This window comes from Psychrobacter sp. S4(2024), assembly GCF_036861305.1.
Taxonomy (GTDB): domain Bacteria; phylum Pseudomonadota; class Gammaproteobacteria; order Pseudomonadales; family Moraxellaceae; genus Psychrobacter; species Psychrobacter cryohalolentis.
Genome location: NZ_JAZAQR010000002.1, coordinates 272580 through 294661 on the forward strand (window position 1 = coordinate 272580; position 22082 = coordinate 294661).

Consider the following 22082-nt stretch of genomic DNA (forward strand, 5'->3'; position numbering starts at 1 on the left):
TGGTAGAAGTCATTGCTCAAAAACGCAACTGGCGAACCTAAAACCAGCAACGCAGTATTTGGTTAATATGCTAAAAACATGGATTATTCTGCTAAATTACACGATTAATTGGCATTTTTTGTTGTTTTAACCTTGAAAGTGATGGGAGTTATCGCAATTAAAGAGGCTAACTGCTAAAGTTACCCTAATAAACTGATGATAATTAACTGATGACGTGGCTATTTGGCTGGCTGATTGGCTTTTTTAGGTTTATTGCAACCGTATTTAATTTTTAATATCAACATATTTAGGATAATTTATGACTACTATCGCAAAAGACACTGCCGTCAAGTTTAACTACACGCTAAAAGACGACGAAGGTAATATCCTTGACCAATCTCCAGAAGGTCAACCACTTGCTTATTTGCATGGTCACAGTAATATCATCCCAGGTCTAGAGCAACAACTAGAAGGTAAATCTGCTGGCGAAAGAGTTAATGCTGTTGTTGAGCCTGCTGATGGTTACGGCGAATACCAAGAACAAGCGGTACAACATGTACCACGTGACAACTTCCAAGGCGTTGAAGATATCCAGCCTGGTATGCAGTTTCAGTCAGAAGCTGGTGGTCAAGTGATGCTAGTTACTGTGACTGCCGTCAGTGACAAAGAAGTGACTGTTGATGCAAACCATCCACTAGCTGGCAAGCGTTTGACTTTTGATGTTGAAATCCAAGAAGTACGTGCTGCTACTGAAGATGAACTAAACCACGGTCATGTACATGGTGCAGGTGGCGTTGAACACTAATCTCTTATAGATTATTGTGCTAGATGCATAAGCAATGAGTGATGAAGTCCATCCTTTGTTGCAAGGGGTCAGTAGATTTTTCTATTGACCCTTTTTTATAAGCAAATTTAAAGGTTTTCATCTGCACTTACTTGACATTAAGACCTTTAAAATATCACAAAGCCCAGACGTAACAAAGCCGCATAATGACTAGCATTATGCGGCTTTTATTACCAACCATCCATGTTACTGTCATTCAATACTTAATCCCGAAGTATTTTATAACGGTCGGGCATCCAGCCCTATCATCCCTAATCAGCAAACTACCTATCCCTTATGCGACTTTCCAGATACCAATCCCTAGTACCTCTGAACCTTTCAGTTCAATCGTGCCGTAGATGTATAATCGCAGATTGACCCATACTAAGTAAGAGGTCTAAACGTCAATCCTTGTAAGCATATGCTTACGTGCATTTTTCGTAGAGTTTGGGCAGCTGAATAAATAATAGTTTACAATAATTTTTATAGCTTTTCTTCAGGACTGCTCAGCTTTGTTGGCTCAGCACTGAGCATAATATAAGCCGCTTCATTAATGAAAGCTTCATCTTCTGGTAGCTCTGGACGCTCAGCAGCCTTCATCTGACTACGCTCTTCAAACTTCGCATCCATTGCCGCTTGATAAGTATTCCAGTTGGCATAAGGATGCTCACCAGTTGCAATCTGACGCTTGTTCTCAGCCTCTAGGGAGCGTTTTTCTATTAGCTGCATTTTGGCACGGCGTTTATTGATATCGAGCGCAACTGGTTTTTTCTCATCTTCCATATTACGGATATCATTGAGCGTTGATAAATAAACGAACTGCGGATTTTTTTGTTGGCGGATTTTTGACTGTTGGTTGAGAGTCGCCAAGGTATTCGACGTGAATTTACCTTCGGGCTTATACGGTGCAGTCTTAATTGTATCCCAAGGCAGCGCCTTTTTCTGTGCCCGCTCGCCAAAGGTTGCATCGTCATAGATGTTGACCAATTCAATATCAGGGACCACGCCTTTATTCTGCGTACTACCACCGGTGATACGATAGAATTTACGCTGCGTTAACGTCGCAGAACCAAGCGCCAAGCTGTCTAATTGGATTTGCGCTGAGCCTTTACCTGTTGTAGTACTACCGACTATCAAGCCACGTCCATAATCCTGAATAGCGGCAGCAAAAATCTCACTTGCTGACGCAGATGCAAGATTGGTCAAAACGACTACCTTACCATCATATAGCTGCTCATCACCGTCATCATCACGGTAGACTTGAATATTGCCACGATTATCACGAATCTGTACTAGCGGACCACTCTTAATAAAGAAGCCAAGCATTTTGGCAACTTCATCTAGTGATCCACCTGGATTATTGCGCAAATCAACGACCAAGCCATCGATATTCTTTTTATTTAGCTCTTTCAATGCTTTTTCGGTATCGATACTGACACTACGATAATCTTCACCATTACGGCGGGCTCGGTAGTTCAAATAAAAGCTTGGTATTTCAAGAACACCGATACGTTTCGGAGTTTTATCGATATTTGGACGCTGAACTTCAACAACACGCTGAGTAACGCCTGATTCTTCTTGTGCAATAATATCTCGAACCACAGTCACATTACGAGCACTGGCATCAGGGGTATTAGGCTGACGAACTTTAATCGTCACCGATGTACCGCGTTTACCACGAATCAAACTGACGATTTCACGCGTTGACCAGCCGACCACATCAGTCATAGTCTCGCCATCTTTGGCAATACCAATAATTAAATCGTTGGGCTTAATTTGACCGGATTTTGCTGCCGGACCGCCATCGACTAAGGTCACAATACGGGTATAGTCTGGGTTTTTGCGGTCAGGGCGGATAGATACGCCAATGCCTTCTAACTGTAGGCTAGATTGTATTTGCAGCTCATTGGCTTGAATTGGCGCGTAATAATTACTGTGAGGATCGTAGGTCAGCATCGCCGTGTTTAAGATGGTTTCCATAATCTCATCATCTTTGAGACGGGTAAACTGCTCTTGCTGACGAGACAATCGGTTTAGTAAAATCTCACTTGGCGTGCGCTCATCATTACGGACTAAATCTTGACCACGCGTGATATCTGGGTTGTCTAGAAAGACTTTTTCTTTTGCTTTTTCGTCTTCCTTACCCAAAGTAATACTCATCAACTGAAACTTTAACTGACTTGCCCAATAGTCGCGCTGCTCTTTTTTGGTTTTAAAATGATTGAGTTTTTCACGGTCAAGGACAATGTTATCCTTGCTGGTCAAATTAATATCTGTTTTTAGCATCTTTTTTGCCATGGCAAAATACTCATTTGAGCGTTTACGATAGCGCTCAAATACTTCTATCCCAGCAGACAAATCACCACGCTTTAAACGCGCACCAAATTCATCGGCATACTTTTTCTTAAACTCATCAACATCAGATTGCAAAAACAACGTATGGTTTGGATCGAGACTATCGATATACATAGACAAAATCTCGCTACCAGTCGCTGTATCCAGTGGCTGATTAAGATAATGACTGCGATCCAGCAATGCCGCTACTTGGCGCGTGGTAACCTGTTGCTCAGGCGTCTGTTTAAAACCTTCGGTATTGGTGTCAGCTACTGCGGTGCCGTAGCTCTGGGTAAGAATTAAACCTGCGATGCCCACTGACGCTGCACTGAGTAACCACTGTGCTGGTTGTTTTTTCATCATATCTACCTAATTATTTTAAGTGAAAAGTATGCTCTGTTTTTAGCAAAATCAAAAAATATCTATAAATGGCTGTCCATAAAATCCAGCTATTTTTACTCTCTTATATTTAACACTAAACCATGCGTTACGCTAGCACTAAAAGCTTATATCTGCGTAAGGATTATGTTGGTTTTATCGTTAAAAAACCAATCAATACTAGCATGGGCATGAATATAGCTCTGTCTCAAACTGTATAAACAATCTTACACGCTGCGCGCGCTCATACCAAGTTTCCTACTATATAAACCAGATGACTCTATTTAACGAATATCGGTCAATGTATTAAAATGTCTTCCAATGAATTCCCGTGATACATTATGCTGGACTCGTAATTACTGTCATAATAAGACCCTGATAGCGATGAATAATAGACGTCATTTCTCATGGCTTTTTAGTTTACCGTAGCATATAACAATATATAACCTCATAAGGATCACGCAATGTATGGCGTTTTAATGATTGATATCGATAGTACCGCGCTGACGGCTGAAGATGTCAGCTTAATTAGACAAGCACAAGTTGGTGGGGTCATATTATTCGCCAGAAACGTCACCGATGCCGCCCAAGTGCGCGCGCTGTGTGACGACATACGTTGTCACAACGCTGACATTCTGATTGGGGTCGATCAAGAAGGCGGACGCGTTGCCAGATTGCGTAACGGTTTTACGCCACTGCCAGCGATGGGAAGATTTGGTGAGTTATTTAACCAAGACCCCAATCGCGCTCTAGACTGTGCATATGATTGTGGTTATTTAATGGCAGCTGAAGTATTAGCAGTGGGCATTGATTTGAGCTTTGCACCAGTGCTCGATAGAGATGGTATCAGCCAAGTTATCGGTGATCGCAGCTTCCACCATGAGACGCAAGCTATCACTGCTTTGGCAAGCCAGTTTATGCGAGGTATGAAAGCCGCTGGCATGGCAACCACGGGTAAGCACTTCCCTGGTCACGGTGCAATAGCCCCCGACTCGCATGTTGCAGAAGCCATCGATGATCGTAGCTTAGATGAGATTATGAACAGTGATATGCAGCCATTTGCGCAAACGTTGCCTTGGCTTGATGCTTTGATGCCAGCACATGTGATTTTTTCGCAAGTAGATAATAAACCAGCGGGTTTTTCTAAGATTTGGCTCAAAGACATTATTCGTGAGCAGCTAAATTTTGACGGGGTATTGTTTTCTGATGACTTGTCTATGGCAGGGGCAAAAGCTGCGGGTGATGTCAGTGCGCGCGTCAAAGCAGCGATCGAAGCTGGCTGTGATATTGCTTTGGTTTGTAATGATCGCGTCGCGGCTCATGAAGCAGCAAAAGCGGCGCAAGAGCTGCCCTATCCCAATCAAAAACGCATCAAAACCATGTGTGGACAGATACCCGCTTGGCAAGGCGACCTTGAATCGACTTGTCAGCAGTTTGACTATTGGCAACAAGCAAAAGAGAATATCTCACAGACGTTTATTCCTACTCAATTAGACTCTAAGGCATCCGCTAATCTTGAGTTAAAAGACCCGACTAGCTATAGTCAGTGAAAAGTAATATCGACACATTATGTACTGCTGGTATCAATTTTTCTTGCTTGCTGTGCCCATGCAGACAGAGGCTGCAAAAAATTTGTACCAGCAGTACCGTAGCGTTTTTAGAGTATTTTGACTATACATCTAATAAATGGCAATCAAGTTAATTTGATATAGAAGAATAGACAAGATAAAAACCGCACCTTGATTAAGATGCGGTTTTTCTGATTTATAGTTTAATTCAATGTATCTTAACGCTTCGCTTAATTGGTTGCAGCTGGATCCAATGCCGTACCACGGCTAGCATCATCAGCATCTGGCGTTAAATCATCGTTGTCGCTGTCTAATGGATTTAGGTCTGGATCAAGCGCATCACTATTAATCGCTAAGCCATCATTGGCCGTAGTCGTTTCGTCATAAACCACAAACTCGATACGGCGGTTAAGGAAACGACCTTGGTCTGTCGTATTGTCCGCTATTGGATCGGTCTCACCCATACCTTTGGTCATAAGCTTGCTAGGATCAACACCTTGCGCGACCAAATACGCCTTCATAGCCTGCGCACGCTCTTCTGATAGCTTTAGATTATAAGCAGCATCCGCTGTTTTATCGGTGTGACCAATAATCATCAGTGTCATATTGGGCACTTGCTCCATTAGCTTCACAGCGCGATCTAATAGCGCTTTATTGGCGTCAGGAATCACCGCTTTATCTACTTCAAAATTGACCACTTGTAGACTTAAGGCGCGAGCGACATCACGAGGATCGGGGTTCTGACCCAAGTTATCCATTGCCGCCTTAGACGCTGTTAAGCTATCAGCAATCTCAGTTTGCTCATTCAGTGGACCTTCAGCAATAACTGTCATCGCTGGCGCAGCAGCTTGTAAATCAGATACCAATTTGGTTAAAGCGGCAGTATCAGCAGCATTGACCGTAATCGTATCGCCTTTGACCAACATACTGGCATTTGGGACATTTTTAAAAATAGGTAAAATAGTGGCAAGCTGCGCAGTCGCTGGCATATCTATTGAGAAATTATCATCGACATCTGCACGGCAATTATTGGCGGCATCACCAAACACGCCAGTCAGCGCAGTCATGATATTGCTCTGTAGCGTGTCATTACCCACATCCATACGGCATGCATATAGCTCACTATTTTCACCAGTAGCAATACGCAAGGATGCTGGTGTAATATCACCTGCAACTGCCTGCCCATCACTATCCGCGGCTTGTTGCTCTGTCACAACAGGCTTGCCGACCGGCTCAGGCTTATCTTGACAGCCTCTTAATAGCGCCCAAGCTAAAGCCCCTAAAATAATCAATCCAATAATAGGTAACAGCGCCTTCATAAAGCTGCCATCTTTTTCTGCTTCGCGCTGTAGCGGCGCGGTGCTAACAGTATCTGATATATGCGTACCAGTAGAAACAGGAGCAGCAGCAATCACGCCAACAGGCAATACAGCCGTTGCCCATACGGGAATATGACGCTGATAACTGTCAATATTTTCGTTTAAAAATTGCGGTACTGGAGTCGTACCTGCCAAACTTTTGATTTCATGATAAGCAAGCGGGGCTGCCATGGCAATTAAGCCACGAGCAGCCGTAACATCGACGTTATGCTTACCGGCAAGCTCGCGAGCGATTTGATCGCGATGTGCGTCTTCTGTCCATACACGATCATAAAAACCTTGATCATCACGAGCAATCGTTTCATTGGCAAAACGGTCATGGGTCTGATTGTCTGCTAGACGCGCCGCAAAAATAGCATAGAACTGTTCAAGTAAATTTTTCTTGGCGGGATTGTGATCGTCTCCAAGTACCGCTGGACTGACTGTCCGTGTCAAATGATTAATAATATCCATAGCATCTTTCCTCGATTCATCATTATTTTATGTGACTTGTTTTATATCGTTTACGCGCTCAAAAAAAAGCGCTTTATGTCAGTGCTAATTTATAACAGTAGTAATCTAAAATTTAATCGTCTGAAATAACACCTAGCCACGCTATAAAGTGGGCAATGACCAGATTCAGCTTTCGTCATTATAAAAGTATTAAGAAGGCGTTCACAATCAACGCGCTGTTGTGCAAATGCTACAATAAGTAATATTTCAGTTGTTACTCGTAACTATGATGCCTATAAAGTAAAAATTGCGAATCCATATTCAGCTCGACGTTAAATTGCAATATTAGAACAGTATCAATCAAATATTGCCTAAAAAACTGCTTATTAGTAGAAACAAAAAAGTGCCTTATAAAATATAAGACACTTTTTAACGTTTTATAGTCTTTAAAAATGATAGTGACTTATCTTCTGACTTGAGCAGGTTCAACCACAATAACATTGTTTGCCATATCGTCAACTTCAGATAAAGAGATAGAGCCATTTGAACCTGAAGGCGTGCTATTGAAATTATTAGTATTATTATTTCTGACAGGTGCGGGCATCACACTATCGTTGGTCTCATCGTCTGGTGCTTGATATTCCACATTATTAGCGCTGTTGTTAGCATTGTTATTGGCAGGCGCATTCTCAAATTGATTATTAAAATTATTGGTCGCCATACCTTGTTGCTCTACGATACCATTATTCATATCATTAGGGTTGCTAGGTAATGGTAGTGGTGCAGTACTCTCAATCATCATCGATGGTAGCAATGTACGCATATCTGTCATTAAGCGCTGTAGCTGCATAGCATCAGGCGCCTCTACCGTGATGCGATCATTCTGTAATTGTAAGCGCGCAAACGGCGCTGCTCTCAATAATGTCAGTACATTAGGTAATACCTCTATTGGCATATTGGCAACGCTGCTGGCAACGCCTTCTTTGACAGTTAACTGACACATCCCTGCCTGCTCACCAAAGCTAGTATTTAGCGCCTGTTGTAATAGGATTTGTAGCGCGACATCGCCCACTGACCCACTACAAGTATAAAGACTGCCATTGTTATCCACCCCCACTATGAGCTCAATTGGCGTTACCACTTGTACGGGCGGTTCAATCACAGGCGGTACGACAACTGGCATTGTAACCGCAGCCTCTACTGGCGGCGTGTCATTTGGCTTGATTAATAATGCCCACACAAGTCCAATAGCGGTCACTGCCCCTAGTAATACAAATGTCCATAGCAACATGTCATTACGTTGATTACGGGTACGTGTTTTTTCTCGGCGTAGGCTGCTATTTTCTGCCAAATGATGCTCTGCTGGACTGACATGAATCGAATCAGTGCTGAGACGCTCATCTAAAGTTGGTATTGGCGATTCTGCTGTGAAACTCGGTGAAGCGATAATATCGACAGCGGCGGGCTTGTAGTTATTTAAAGCAACAGCTGGTATCACAGTCCCTGCCAATACTCTCTGGCTCTGAAACAGCTCATCATCAGTATGCTGCGGCGCGCCAATGATAGGTGCGGACCATATCGGCAAATAAGGGCGCAATGAGGCTTGTTCACCTTGCAAAAAGGCTGGCAAAAATTGTCCATTAGCCAGTATTTTTAACTCTTGATAGGCCAGTGGCGCGGCATTCATCAGCAGCTGCATCGTCGTAAACTCATCAATATGATGGGTCGATGCCAGCTCTTGAATCATCAACCGACGTAAGCTTGCGGTTTGCCAAAGTTGCTCAAATAATGGCGGTTGGGCGACATTTTCATTGATAACGGTGGCATCAATACGCAATAACTGTGAGTAGATATGTGGCAATGCCAAACGCGATGCCAAAATCGCATAAAATTGTTCCAATAAGCTGACATGGGAGACGCTACCATTGTTACCCAATATAGCTGGGGTCACCGTTTGCTCTAGTTGATCGATGATACTCATAAGTTACTGCCTCTGTCAGCGTTAATGTTACATATATAGTCGATATATTTTGATTGGTCATAGCATCAGTCGTTACTGTCAGTATACGAAGCATTACTCACTGTCACTCGTACGATGTTATATTATTCAATATAACCAAGCATTAAAGCACAATTTTGTCGCATATTGGTTTTTGCATGATAATCGCTGCTACTATTATTAAGATGAATACGTAACTGTTTATCATTCATATTTGGATGACAATAACCAACACAACCTATGTTATAAGTATTGCCTTACTTATCACTGCTATCTATCAGACCCAACCTAAGGACTATCCTTTGTTTAACCAGACGACGCTTATCATTATTATTACGGTTATTGTCAGTCTATTGGCGTGGCAAAACAAAGCAGTGTTTAATCGACTGATTTTTTATCCCCCAGCAGTGAACAATGGTCAATGGGATCGCTTTGTGACTCATGGATTTATCCATGCTGATAGCATGCACTTACTCTTTAATATGTTCACTTTATACTTTTTTGGTCGTGCCATCGAGGGCTTATACCAAAAGTTTTTGTTCGGTTATGGCTTTCTGCTTTTCTATGTACTGGCTATTATTGTTGCGATGATTCCAAGTTATATTAAGCACAAGCAAAGTGCCAGCTATTTAAGCCTTGGCGCATCAGGCGGTGTCTCTGCTGTATTGTTTGCGTTTATATTGCTTGCTCCTTGGGAAAAAATCTATCTGTTTGCGATCATTCCTATTCCCGCTATCTTATTTGCAGTAGCCTACGTCGCTTACAGTATCTATTCTGATAAACGCGGCGGCTCAAACATCAATCATATGGCCCATATGTGGGGTGGCGCGTTTGGGGTGATAGCCACGATTGTTCTAGAGCCACAAGTGCTGCCGCATTTTCTAAATGCGCTGTTGTCACCGGGGTTTTAAAAAATTTTACTGAAAATAACAGTAACGAATTAAGTAAACACGGATAACAGTCAATATCATTTTCACGAAACCGCTTTTTACGCCCTTTTATATTTAAGATTTGAAACTTTATTATGATTATAGATGTTATCGGTGATATTCACGGCTACGCAGACAAACTGGTTGGATTGTTACAGCAATTGGGTTATGTCCATAATGGTCAGTACTTTGTGCCGCCTTCTGGTCATCGTGCGCTATTTATTGGGGATTTGATTGATCGCGGTTCACAGCAGGTAGCGACGTTAGAAATCGTCTTTGCCATGCTTGATGCCGATGTTGCTGATGCCGTAATGGGCAATCATGAATATAATGCTCTCGCCTTTGCCACCCTCGATCCTGATGATAGCAGTCAATATCTGCGCTCACATAATGAGATACATACTCGTCAGCATGAGGCGTTTTTGGCAGAAGTCCCTTTTGGTTCAGAGACACATCAATATTGGCTACGACGCTTGTATGAGATTCCTTTGTGGCTTGAAACCGACTATGCCTGCTTTGTGCATGCTTGTTGGGATGTCGACAGCATGGCGATATTGCAGCCGTTATTGACCGAGAGTAATTGCCTGACAGTCCATGGGCTGATCTCGACCTCTAGAGAAGATACTGTAGAATTTGATGCATTAGAGCGCGTGTTAAAAGGCGTTGAAACGCCACTGCCTAAAGGCTTAGTGATGGTCGATAAAGAAGGCACTAAGCGCACGCGCGTACGAGTACGCTGGTGGCTTGATAAGTTGAATACACGCAGTCTTTATGAAATAGCGCGCGCACCTTTATCGGCATTAGCGCAAATCCCTAAAGATGTATTGGCTGAAAATATTGACTTCACTCTGAAAACCCACAAACCTGTCTTTGTCGGACATTATTGGCTAACGGGTAACCCTGAGCCGCTCAGTTCACAAGTGGTCTGTACCGATTATTCGGCAGCCGTCGATAGCGGTTATCTGACCTGTTATCAGCTCGATAGTGAGCAGCCTTTACCGTTGAGGACCAGTCGTTTTATCCAATATCATCATGATTAAGAGGCTCGCATACTTGGCTATCTTTGAGATGTATGATGTTTTATATGCGTGATTTGGCATTAAAGCGCAAACTTGGCTTTACGAATACAGCAAAATTTTTGTATGATGGTCTTTTTGAGGATATCAAAGCATGAGCATCATCTCAGCGACGATTAACGCTACTGATCAGAACGCACCTATCACCTCCCCTGTTGGTCAACCAAAAGTTGGCATTATCATGGGTTCGCAGTCTGATTGGGCAACCATGAGCGCAGCAGCACAATTGCTTGCAGACTTTGATATCGCCTTTGAATGTGAAGTGGTTTCAGCACATCGTACGCCAGACAGATTATTCGATTATGCTAAAAGCGCAAAAGGCAACGGCTTGCAAGTGATTATCGCTGGCGCTGGCGGAGCAGCTCATCTGCCCGGTATGTGTGCCAGTCAAACGCCGCTACCTGTCTTTGGTGTCCCTGTAAAATCCTCTATGCTGAGTGGTTGGGACAGCTTACTGTCTATCGTTCAGATGCCCAAAGGCGTGGCAGTTGGCACATTAGCTATTGGCTCAGCAGGCGCTTATAATGCGGCACTGCTTGCGATTCAAGTGTTGGCATTACATGATGAGTCGATTGCAACTAAGCTGGATAATATGCGTCAAGCGCAAACTGACACCATTCTTGCCAGTCCAACGCCCGGTATTATTAATACTTAGTATTTAACTTAAGCGACTGGAAAATAATTATTATATTTACCATTTTTATCGTTCATTTTGAATATAAGCGGGTTTACTTGATATTTATTTTTAGATAAGTTTTACTAAATACAAGGTGCATACAATGCACCTTTTCCTATTTTAACTCGTTAGACTTTTATAGCCTTTATAGCCATATGCATTTATATTTTTATATATTGAAGCATTTAACCCCTTGTTTATTTGAATCAAAGAGCCTGCCATGACTATAGCGAACGCTTACCCTGTTACTCAAACCATTCGCACCATTGGTATTCTAGGCGGTGGTCAGCTTGGCATGATGCTGGCACAAGCGGCTATGCCATTGGGCTATCACTGTGTGTTTTTGGAAGACAGCGCTGACTGTCCGGCCAGTCTATATGGGCGCGTTTTTAGCAGCGAGCAATTAGACGCCTTTATTGAAGCAGCTGACGTCTTCACTTTGGAGTTTGAAAATACCCCAACTGCTACCGTTCAGCAACTAGCAAATCTATCAAAATCTGGCAGCAAACAAGGCATGTTTCCGCCAACGATTGCCCTAGATATCGCGCAAGATCGCTTAAAAGAAAAGCAGATGTTTAATACGCTTGATATCGCAACGGTACCCTTTGTGTCTGTTAGTTCAGAGGCGGAATTACAGCAAGCTTGTAATGCTCTTGGATTGCCTATTGTCCTAAAAACTAGCCGAGGCGGTTATGATGGCAAAGGTCAGTTTGTGATCAGACAAGACAGCGATATCAAAGCAGCTTGGCAAGAACTAAAGGATGCAGTTACGGGTAAAGGCACGCTTACACAAACGCCAGCGCCATTGATTGCTGAAGGTTTTATTCACTTTAGTCGTGAGCTTTCTATCATCGCCGCACGAGGTCAAAACGGTCAGGTACGCTGTTATGATTTGGTCGAAAACCATCATCATCAGGGTATCTTGGCCAAGACCCAAGCACCAGCTATTGGTACCAGTCATTTATTCAAACAAGCAACTGATGCTATTACCAACGTCATGAATCATTTGGGCTATGTTGGTGTAATGGCGCTTGAGCTATTTGTAACCAAAGATGCGCGCGGCAATGACACTCTACTTGCCAACGAAATAGCGCCACGCGTGCACAATTCTGGTCATTGGAGTATTGAAGGTGCTGTCACCAGCCAATTTGAAAATCATATTCGTGCCGTAGTTAATCTGCCACTAGGCGATACTGACAATGTCTATCCAGCAATTATGATCAATGTCTTAGGGCAATATCCTGATATCAGTGAAGTTCTCAATATCGATGGCGTACATTATCATAGCTATCATAAAGCGGAGCGCGATGACCGTAAAATTGCCCATATTACCTTGATGCCAAATGATGTGGCAGACTTAGAGCCTGCATTGGCAAAGCTGGTCGCGGTACTGCCTAATAAAGTTGGTCTTGATAAAAAGGTAATGCCCATCAACAATCCGGCAACGGCAGAAGATAGCTTAACGACTGCTGAAGTAGACACTGACGTTAAACATAAAAAAAGCTTAACAAATGATGATAATGAGCAACAAAATTTTGAGTCAACCAACTCTAAAGCAGAGAAGGCTAAGAAATAATGCAGATTTGGGTAGATGCAGATTCAGTGCCTTTGATTGCCAAAGACTTGATTATTAAGACCGCTGAGCGTACAAAAACGATGGCGATATTTGTCGCCAATCAGCCAATCAAGCTGCGTAAATCGCCTCTACTGGTGATGACTGTCGTGCCCTCTGGCTTTGATAAAGCCGATGATTATATTGTTGAGCAGATTCAGCCGGGTGATTTGGCGATTACCAGTGACATCCCTTTGGCCAATGATATTTTGGACAAAGGTGGCATGGTACTGACAACACGCGGTGTGGTCTATGACAAAAACAATATTAAGCAAAAGCTCAATATGCGTGATTTTATGGATACCATGCGTGGTACTGGCGTGCTTGAGCTGCAAGAAATGAGCGGACAAAAACCTTATGGCGATCGTGATAAAAAAGCCTTTGCCGATGGGCTAAATAAATTGGTACGCTAATCTTTTATAAATAACGTTCTCTCTATTATTTCAAAATCACTATAGGCGCTTTGCTTCCTTGCAAACCGTATACACTCTATAACCAAACACTATGCAATCGGCACGCTTCATAACGAAGCGTGCCGATTTTTCTTGTTACGCTATATCCAACGTTTAAAACAATCCGTTTTTCAAACGACGATAACATGAATAAAAACAGGAATGATTATGAAGATTTTAGTAATTGGCGCAAGTGGTCGAGTGGGTACTGATTTGGTTAAGCAACTATTAGCAGATAACCATCAAGTGATCGGTACCACCCGTCAGGAAGAAAAGTTATTTCAAGATCATAATTATAGCCAATTAGATTTGGATATCACTGCAAACAAGGATGCAATTCAACAGCAAATTGATCAAGATATCGATGCTGTCTATTTCGTTGCTGGGTCTGGCGGCAAAGACGTCTTAGAAGTCGATTTACATGGGGCGGTTAAGACCATGCAAGCCGTACAAGATAAAGGTATCAAACGCTATATCATGCTAAGTACCGTCTTTTCGTTAGACACCAGTAAATGGGACAGTTCAGCTATTGAAAATTTAAAAGAATACTATATCTGCAAGCATTACGCTGATCAGTGGTTAATCCATAATAGCAGTCTTGATTACACCATCGTACAAGCAGGAGCGTTAAAAGAGCGAGCCGCTACTGGAAAAATTACCATCAATGATGATAATTCCGGTGAGAACTCAATCGAAGATGTCGCAACTACGCTAGCTGCTGTACTTAATGCAGACAATAGCATTAACACCGTATTTAGTATGCATAATGGTGATACAAACATTGCTGAGGCTATTGCAAAATTATAATGGCGCCCCGTACTAATTAGTTATAAATAAAATGACAGACAAAAAAGCGAGTAAGTCAAAAGGCTTACTCGCTTTCTTAGTATAGGCTTGTAAAATAAGGAACGACTATGTTAAATCTGTCGAAGAGCGACTAAGCCGAACCACTAGGAAATGAGATAACTTCTTCTAAGCTCGTTGCATCTGTCAACACCATCAGCAGCCTATCTAAACCAACAGCAATCCCGCTACAAGGTATCAAATCATCAGACGCTGCTATTAAGTGCTCATCAATAGGCATTTGTGGCAAGTTATGCCGCGCTCTCAATTGGTTGTCCTGCTCAAACCGCCCTCTTAACGCCTGCCCGTCTGCTAGCTCATCATAAGCGTTGGCAATCTCGATTCCTTTGATATACAGCTCAAAGCGTTTGGCAACTTTATTACCTTCTTTATCAACAGCGGTCTTTGCCAAAGCGGCAGTTGCAGGCGGATATTCAATAATCAATGTCGGCAAATCGTGACCCAAATTTGGCTCAACAGCATGGCTAAATAATAAATCTAGCCAGCTTTGACGACGGTCTTGTTCGCTATCGCAGCTCTCTGCACTATTAAAATCCAATCCTATCAGACCTTTGTCTTCTGCCACAGCTTGTAATGCTGCTAGACTGGCGGTCAGCGGGTGAATACCAACAAAATCCATAAAAGCATCAACGTAGCGATAATGACTCATGATTATCGGATGACCATAGAGCGCTTCCAATAGCTCACCAAGCTCTGCTGCTAGATCATCCAGACTATAATTTGGCTGATACCATTCCAGCATCGTGAATTCAATATTGTGCCGCGCCCCGATCTCATTATCTCGAAAAACCGGACAGATTTGATAAATGGGCACCTGCCAGCTGGCAAGCAAACGCTTCATGGCAAATTCAGGTGACGTATGCAGATAATAAGTACAAGGTTTGTCTTGATACGTGACCTGTGCGGCTACGGATTGCAAAAAGGTATCGGTATTGCCTGCTTGCGATAATAGCGGCGTCTGCACTTCTAATACTTGACGCATAGCAAAAAACTGACGAATGACACTCATTAATTTCGCACGCTGCTGCGCCATTGCAAGGGTCATCGTTGGGGCATAGCTTAGATTAGATAAAGACTGATTATTGGCTTTACTCATGACTGGTTACAGTGCCTCATAAATCGTAAAAACAGATAATTAAATAGTCACACTGATTGTTTGTGCTTGCCATTCACGGCGCAGATGGTAATCACGGCGTAATTGATCAAAATCTGAACCTTTAACTTTACCGTTGGTTATTTTATTTCTTAATACCGCATCGTCTTTTCTAATATCATAAAACTTTTGCAATCTGTCTGGATGTTCTTTTAGCTCAAACCATAGATAAGTATTGAGTGGTAGTAACTGATGCATCGATAATACAGGTAGTACTGTCAATTTTTCACATAAAGCATCATAAATAATTTGCGTGCCACGCAGCTTGCCTTCTAAGGTATAACCAGCAATATGCGGAGTGGCAATAGCAAGCTTAGAGAGCAAACTCTCAGAAATCTGCGGCTCATGTTCAAACACATCCAATACTACTTGGCGTTCAGTCGCATCGATATCGGCTTCGAGGGCAGCGGCATCAATTACAGGTCCGCGCGCACTATTAATCAGCATAGTATGCGGTGACATCAGTGTCAAAGTTTCTGCATTAATTAAATGACGCGTTGGATAATCGCTGACATTATTGCTAATGCTGTTGCTAACTGCATCTTGCGCATCCGTATCTTTTTTATCCGTTAAAGGGACATGTAAACTTACTATGTCGCTTTGGCTCAATACCTGCTCAAGACTAGCGTTGTTGATATCGGATGTGGCTAATAAAGGGTCATAACCCAATATTTTCCAGCCTAAATCATTGGCATACTGAGCTAGCGTACTACCGATATTACCAAGTCCGATGATGCCCAATGTTAATGGCTTCGTGGATTGCTGCCAATACTGTGGGCGTAAAGTTAATATAGCAGTCACTACGTATTGTGCGACTGAATGCTTGCTACAGCCAGCGGCATTGGCAAAGGTAATATTGCGTTCTGCCAAATATTCTTGATCGACATGGTCAGTACCAATGGTCGCAGAACCAACGAATTTGACGCTATTATTATCACTTAATAGCGATTCATTTATTGAAGTGACAGAGCGTATCAACAAAACGTCAGGCTGCACATCTGCCATTAATTGTGCATTGATATCACGACCAGCAACACGTATGACCTGCACCTGTTGCTCAGTATTTTGACCCAGCGCTACAGGATTAAAGAACTCATCAAGGCTTGCGATATTACTATCAGCCACAATAGTGAGATTTCTCATCGTATCTACCTTGTTTTTCATAGTATTCGCTACCGTCTCATTGAATATAGATAATCTTATATATGACTTTAAGCGCTTTAGATGATTGCTTTACTATAAACGCGCTTATAAAAGTGTGTCTTGGCTCGGCTGATCCACTTTAATCAAGTTTTTACCTTGATCCAGCTCTTCTTGTTGGGCAAACAGATCATTTTTATGCTGTGATATCCATTCACGCCATACCGCAAGTCCGATTGCTAGTACCACAGGACCAATAAATAAACCCACAAAACCAAAAGCCGTCAGACCGCCCAACACCCCAATAAAGATAATAATAAAAGGAATTTTGGTCGCACCACTAATAACGATCGGACGGATAAGGTTATCAACCCAGCTAATCACTAAAATACCCCAAAGTGCTAAGCCGATACCTTCAACCGTATGCCCTTGGCTCAATAACCAAAGTGAGACACCGCCCCAAACAAATGGCGTACCAAATGGAATGAGAGCAATGATAAACGTTACAATCGTCATTAAAATAGGACTCGGTGCACTGGCAAAATAATAGCCGATACCAGCAAGCAATGCCTGTGCTAATGCTGTCAGACCGATACCGTAAACCACCGCACGCGTGGTAGTACCGACAGAGTCAATATAACCGTCGATACGATTACCGATAATATTACGCAGCGCTTGTCGAATTTGGCGAACCAAACTGGTGCCATCGCGATAAAAGAAGAACAACGTCATAAGCGCCATACCAAGTTTGGCAAGACTGCTGAACACGACGTCAAAGGCAATTTTTCCGTAGTACAGATGCGACTGTACCCAAAGACGAAACGCCTCTAGCGTCCCTTCAGGGTTTTTATTGATGCGCCAAAGCACATCTTTGACCTGCTGTCCTATTATCGGCAAATCTTTGACAGAATCAGGCACGTCCAGATAACCCACTTTAATACGATAGACCAAATTACTGATCAGGCTTAACGCTTCTTGCTGTAAGATAAAAATACCGGCTACCAAGGGCACGCCTATCATCAAAGTAATACTGACGGTCATAATCGCTGCACTAAAATTTGAGCTAAATCTGACTCTTTGATGAAAAAAGTTATAAATAGGAAAAGTCACATATGCCAGAATCGCTGCCCACAATGCCGGTACAATAAAAAACTGCACCACTTGAAAACACAGCACAAACAGCACGACCAATAAGGTGATTGCCAGCAAGCGCTGAATAATAAATTCTTTCGTCCAGTTTTCAATCATAGCGTGCAAACCAAGAGTGACCAGCAGAAACCTAATACGGTTCTACTATAAAATTTATAAATGGGTTGTTTAAATCACAGATTATGTTTGTAATTTTCATCCATTAGCGAAGATTTTGAGCAGTACAGATTTGGATAAAACATCTGCTTTTATAAGGTTAATTAGGCTAACAGCAAAAAACTATTATGCAACAAGATTATCCAAATAAATAACGCTATGTTGTAACCTTTACTTACAACTTTCTTGGGAGCAAATTTGTTAGTGCCTGTATCGTCATTGATGTTGATTGCCAAAACCTATGGAACATAATTATCTTAACAAAAACATCATCAATATGCGCTTTTTAAGCACTTTTATATCTACCATCTAGAGAGCTAAATCACTGGCTGGTTCTATTAGTAACATCAATTGATGTTATACTAAAGGGATTGATTTACGCTTTTAAATGACGCTCTGTTGGTTTGGCTTTATTACTTTTATTGAGGTAAGCCCTTAGCGTCTATAAAACACCCTCTCGCCTGTTATCTTACGCTAGATGGTATTTAGCATTATTTTTAGGGCAGTGCTGCATAAATTGAGAGGGCGCATCTGCATGACATTCATGCCTATACATGTTTGATGCTCATGATATTGATGCACTATTTAAGCATCTTATTTTGAGTAAATGATTTTAAATACATATTTTGAGTCGTTTTCGGAAACATATTTTCATTTGGTTTTATTTGAAACCAAGAAATATATAACAGATTTAAATAACCTATTGATAGGAACAATAACAATGTCAAAAGACACTGCAAAAGATACTGACAACCCCAACCTTACCGCTTCCAATAAGGGCAACCAAGCTTCAAAATCGCAAGATAGCGTTACGTTTGCCCTAGCCCAATCCCACTTCTTAGTTGGCGATATCAAAGCCAATGCTGAAAAAATGCGCACCCTAGCACTGCAGGCACGCGAGCAAGGTGCTGATGTCATTATTTTCCCAGAGCTGGCCTTATTGGGCTATCCACCGCAAGATTTGTTGCTACGTCCTAGTCTTTCAGGACGTATCAAAAGCGCGTTGTCTACCCTAAGCGACATCGATGATATCGTCATGATTGTTGGCTATCCGCATGTTGATCATCATGGCACCTTTAACTCAGCCGCTATCTTGCATAATGGTCATCAAAAGGGCTTTTATCATAAGCAAATTTTGCCAAACTACGGCGTATTTGATGAGCGTCGTTACTTTGATAAAGGACGTAATCAAGTCTTATTTGATTATAAAGGTATCACCATTGGTCTGCTGATCTGTGAAGATTTATGGGAAAAAGGTCCTATTGCCGAGCTCAAAAAGCAAGGCGCTGACCTTATTGTGAGCTTAAACGCTTCACCATTTGAGATCGAAAAACAAGATACTCGCAAAACAATGCTGACCAAGCGTAGCCGTGAAAACAACTTACCTATCGTTTATCTTAATGCCGTTGGCGGTCAAGATGATTTGGTATTTGACGGTGGCTCTATGGCCATTCAAGCAGATGGCAGCGTCGCACATGAAGCCTCACGCTTTATGAATCAATTGCTACTGGTAAGCTTTGATGTAAAAACAGCAAAATTTGATACACAAGCAAAAGCACCTTTATCATTAAGCCGTGAATCAGAGATGTACCAAGCATTGGTCGTAGGCTTACGCGATTATGTCAATCTTTCAGGGTTTACTGGCATCATCGTTGGTTTATCAGGCGGTATTGATTCAGCATTGACACTCTGTATTGCGGTCGACGCACTGGGTGCTGACAAGGTCTATGCAGTCATGATGCCTTACGAATATACCTCGCAAATCAGTTTAGAGGACGCGCAAGCTCAAGCTCGCCGTCTCAATGTCTCTTATACCGTTTGTCCTATCTTTGATGCAGTCGAAGGTATCCGTCATACCCTTGCGCCATTATTCAACAAATCGCCTGCTGATACCACCGAAGAAAATATCCAAGCACGCGCGCGCGGCGTTGTATTAATGGCACTTTCCAATAAATTTGGGCATTTGGTTATCACGACTGGTAATAAATCAGAGCTAGCGGTTGGTTATTCAACCTTATATGGTGATATGGCAGGCGGTTTTGACGTTCTAAAAGACGTGTATAAATCACAAGTTTATAAATTGGCCAGCTATCGTAACCGTTTAGAAGATACGCCTGTTATTCCTGAGCGCGTCATTACTCGTCCACCATCTGCTGAGCTACGTCCCGATCAAAAAGACCAAGACAGCTTGCCTGATTATGATGTTTTAGACGGTATCTTGATGTCGTATATCGATGAAGATATGGGCTATCAAGATATTATTAATAAAGGGTTTGATGCTGATTTGGTCGCCAAGGTTATCCAAATGGTCGACAATAGTGAATACAAGCGCTCGCAGGCACCAATTGGTACTAAGATTAGCCATAAAGCCTTTGGTCGTGAGCGCCGTTATCCACTCGTCAATAAATGGTCAATAAAAGGCTAAGCCTTGATACTGAATTTATCAAAAACCTTTTAGAGCCATTTTTTAAAGGCTTGATAAATTTAAGTTTTTATCTAATATCATAAAATTGTTTTATAATTAGCTGGGTGCTTGCCCAGCTTTTTTAGTTTTTGTGCCTAACTAAATGTTAATAACTAAATGTCTTTTACCTCAAAACCTACCAATTATTATCTTTCAATCATTACTGTAAATCTATCTACCTTACCTATTTCTATCCGAGTATGTCATGAGCTTGCTAACCGCTGGTGTGTTTATTTTTATATTAATTGCGCTAAGCGCTATCGTTTCTAGTTCGGAGCTGGCGCTTGCCTCCGCCCGCAAAATCAAGTTACAAGTCATGGCCAAGGAAGGCGAAGTACGAGCACTCGATGTACTCAATATGCAAGAGCAACCCGGCAGCTTTATTACCGTGGTACAAGTGGCGCTCAATGCAGTGGCTATCTTAGCAGGGGTCATCGGTGAGTCAGCCATTAGTCCATATTTACAGCAACTTTTTGGCAATGAGACTGCCGCGTCCGTGGTATCATTTATCTTAGTCACCAGTGTGTTTGTATTGTTTGCAGACTTGATGCCTAAGCGTTTGGCCATGTCCAATGCTGAACCTATCGCGGTCAAAATGGTTCGACCGATGATTTTCTTTATTTTTATCTTTAAGCCGATTATTTGGGTGTTTGATGGGGCGGCAAATTTACTATTTAAACTCATAGGCGTGTCAACCGTACGCCAAGATGAAATGACGTCAGAGGATATTTATGCGGTGATGGATGCAGGTGCGGAAGCTGGTGTTATTAAGCGTCAAGAGCATCACTTGATCGAAAATATCTTTGAGATGCAAGAGCGAACCGTAACCTCAGTCATGAATCCGCGCGAGCATATTGTCTATTTTGATACTAAAGCCAGTACCGAAGAAGTGGTTGCTGTGATGATTAAGCAGCCGCATAATAAATTCTTGGTCTGTAATGACGATGACTTAGAACATATCATCGGTTATGTAGAGTCGCGCAGCTTTTTAGCCTCAGTACTTGAGCAGCAAGAAGTGTGTTTAACAGACAAAGCGTTGCTAAAACCTGCTCTGTTTATTCCCGATACATTATCCTTGTTTGAAGTATTGGAAACATTTAAATCAACGGGTGCAGATTTTGCCGTCATTGTGAATGAGTATGCATTAGTGGTTGGGGTGATCACACTTAAAGACGTAATGAGCATCGTGATGGGCGAGTTGGTCACCTTAGAGGAGCAACCGATTGTCCAGCGTACAGATAACTCTTGGCTAATTGATGGCATGACGCCCATTGAAGATGTGATTCGCTCATTGGGCATGGTCAATTTACCACATAGCCAAAATTACGAAACCATTAGCGGTTTTATGATGTATATGCTGCGTAAAATTCCTAAAAAGACAGACTGTGTCGAGTATGCCAATTATCGTTTTGAGATTATCGCTACTGACAATCTTAAAATAACTCAGCTACTGGTAACAAAATTTGAAGATGTGATTTAATACGTAATGTAATTTATGAGTACTGTCAGGGTTGGCTTT

The 22082-nt window shown here is 42.2% G+C and carries 16 protein-coding genes; 10 read left to right on the forward strand and 6 right to left on the reverse strand.

All coding sequences use genetic code 11. The annotated features are described in order from the left end of the window. Positions 1-298: 298 nt before the first annotated feature. Positions 299-784, forward strand: coding sequence for an FKBP-type peptidyl-prolyl cis-trans isomerase (locus VLA57_RS06075; RefSeq protein WP_011279591.1), 486 nt, complete (start codon positions 299-301; stop codon positions 782-784). A gap of 501 nt (positions 785-1285) precedes the next feature. Here VLA57_RS06075 and VLA57_RS06080 read toward each other — a convergent pair. Then, complete coding sequence (locus VLA57_RS06080; RefSeq protein ID WP_333954587.1) at positions 1286-3496, reverse strand: carboxy terminal-processing peptidase; 2211 nt, start codon at positions 3494-3496, stop codon at positions 1286-1288. Positions 3497-3978: 482 nt separating this feature from the next. Between VLA57_RS06080 and nagZ the strand changes: the two genes are divergently transcribed. After that, positions 3979-5064: a beta-N-acetylhexosaminidase gene (nagZ, locus tag VLA57_RS06085; RefSeq protein ID WP_333954588.1), complete on the forward strand. Its 1086-nt coding sequence runs from the start codon at positions 3979-3981 to the stop codon at positions 5062-5064. 248 nt (positions 5065-5312) lie between these two features. Here the strand turns inward: nagZ and VLA57_RS06090 are convergent, their stop codons facing one another. Further along, entirely contained in the window at positions 5313-6914 is a 1602-nt protein-coding gene (locus VLA57_RS06090; RefSeq protein WP_333954589.1) for an OmpA family protein, read from the reverse strand. A gap of 442 nt (positions 6915-7356) precedes the next feature. Beyond that, positions 7357-8874: a hypothetical protein gene (locus VLA57_RS06095; RefSeq protein WP_333954590.1), complete on the reverse strand. Its 1518-nt coding sequence runs from the start codon at positions 8872-8874 to the stop codon at positions 7357-7359. 320 nt (positions 8875-9194) lie between these two features. Here VLA57_RS06095 and VLA57_RS06100 point away from each other — a divergent pair, with 320 nt between their 5' ends. The 6 genes from VLA57_RS06100 to VLA57_RS06125 all read left to right on the forward strand — a co-directional run bounded on the left by VLA57_RS06100 (position 9195) and on the right by VLA57_RS06125 (position 14444). Beyond that, positions 9195-9803 carry a rhomboid family intramembrane serine protease gene (locus VLA57_RS06100; RefSeq protein ID WP_133103801.1) on the forward strand — a complete coding sequence of 203 codons (609 nt, stop codon included), beginning with the start codon at positions 9195-9197 and terminating at the stop codon, positions 9801-9803. 113 nt (positions 9804-9916) lie between these two features. Beyond that, positions 9917-10861 (forward strand): metallophosphoesterase, encoded by a 945-nt coding sequence (locus VLA57_RS06105; protein WP_333954591.1) that lies wholly within the window; start codon positions 9917-9919, stop codon positions 10859-10861. 130 nt (positions 10862-10991) lie between these two features. Next, a complete protein-coding gene (purE, locus tag VLA57_RS06110) occupies positions 10992-11552 on the forward strand; it encodes a 5-(carboxyamino)imidazole ribonucleotide mutase (protein WP_333954592.1) in 561 nt (186 codons plus the stop codon). A gap of 241 nt (positions 11553-11793) precedes the next feature. Then, a complete protein-coding gene (locus tag VLA57_RS06115; protein ID WP_333954593.1) occupies positions 11794-13149 on the forward strand; it encodes a 5-(carboxyamino)imidazole ribonucleotide synthase in 1356 nt (451 codons plus the stop codon). Continuing rightward, positions 13149-13598, forward strand: a complete 450-nt coding sequence (locus VLA57_RS06120) for a YaiI/YqxD family protein (RefSeq protein ID WP_333954594.1) — start codon at positions 13149-13151, stop codon at positions 13596-13598. Before VLA57_RS06115 ends, VLA57_RS06120 begins: the two co-directional genes overlap by 1 nt. A gap of 207 nt (positions 13599-13805) precedes the next feature. Continuing rightward, positions 13806-14444 carry an NAD(P)H-binding protein gene (locus tag VLA57_RS06125; RefSeq protein WP_333954595.1) on the forward strand — a complete coding sequence of 213 codons (639 nt, stop codon included), beginning with the start codon at positions 13806-13808 and terminating at the stop codon, positions 14442-14444. A gap of 130 nt (positions 14445-14574) precedes the next feature. Here the strand turns inward: VLA57_RS06125 and epmA are convergent, their stop codons facing one another. From epmA to VLA57_RS06140, 3 genes are all read right to left on the reverse strand, one after another. Next, positions 14575-15597 (reverse strand): EF-P lysine aminoacylase EpmA, encoded by a 1023-nt coding sequence (gene epmA, locus VLA57_RS06130; protein ID WP_333954596.1) that lies wholly within the window; start codon positions 15595-15597, stop codon positions 14575-14577. Between the two features lie 39 nt (positions 15598-15636). After that, positions 15637-16797 (reverse strand): 4-phosphoerythronate dehydrogenase, encoded by a 1161-nt coding sequence (locus VLA57_RS06135; RefSeq protein WP_333954597.1) that lies wholly within the window; start codon positions 16795-16797, stop codon positions 15637-15639. 105 nt (positions 16798-16902) lie between these two features. Then, positions 16903-18042 (reverse strand): AI-2E family transporter, encoded by a 1140-nt coding sequence (locus tag VLA57_RS06140; RefSeq protein ID WP_181209503.1) that lies wholly within the window; start codon positions 18040-18042, stop codon positions 16903-16905. 778 nt (positions 18043-18820) lie between these two features. On the opposite strand from VLA57_RS06140, the gene VLA57_RS06145 reads away from it, so the two are divergent. Next, positions 18821-20524: an NAD+ synthase gene (locus VLA57_RS06145; RefSeq protein WP_333954598.1), complete on the forward strand. Its 1704-nt coding sequence runs from the start codon at positions 18821-18823 to the stop codon at positions 20522-20524. Positions 20525-20768: 244 nt separating this feature from the next. After that, on the forward strand, positions 20769-22043 hold the full coding sequence (locus VLA57_RS06150; protein ID WP_201532335.1) for a hemolysin family protein: 1275 nt from the start codon (positions 20769-20771) through the stop codon (positions 22041-22043). Positions 22044-22082: the final 39 nt, after the last annotated feature.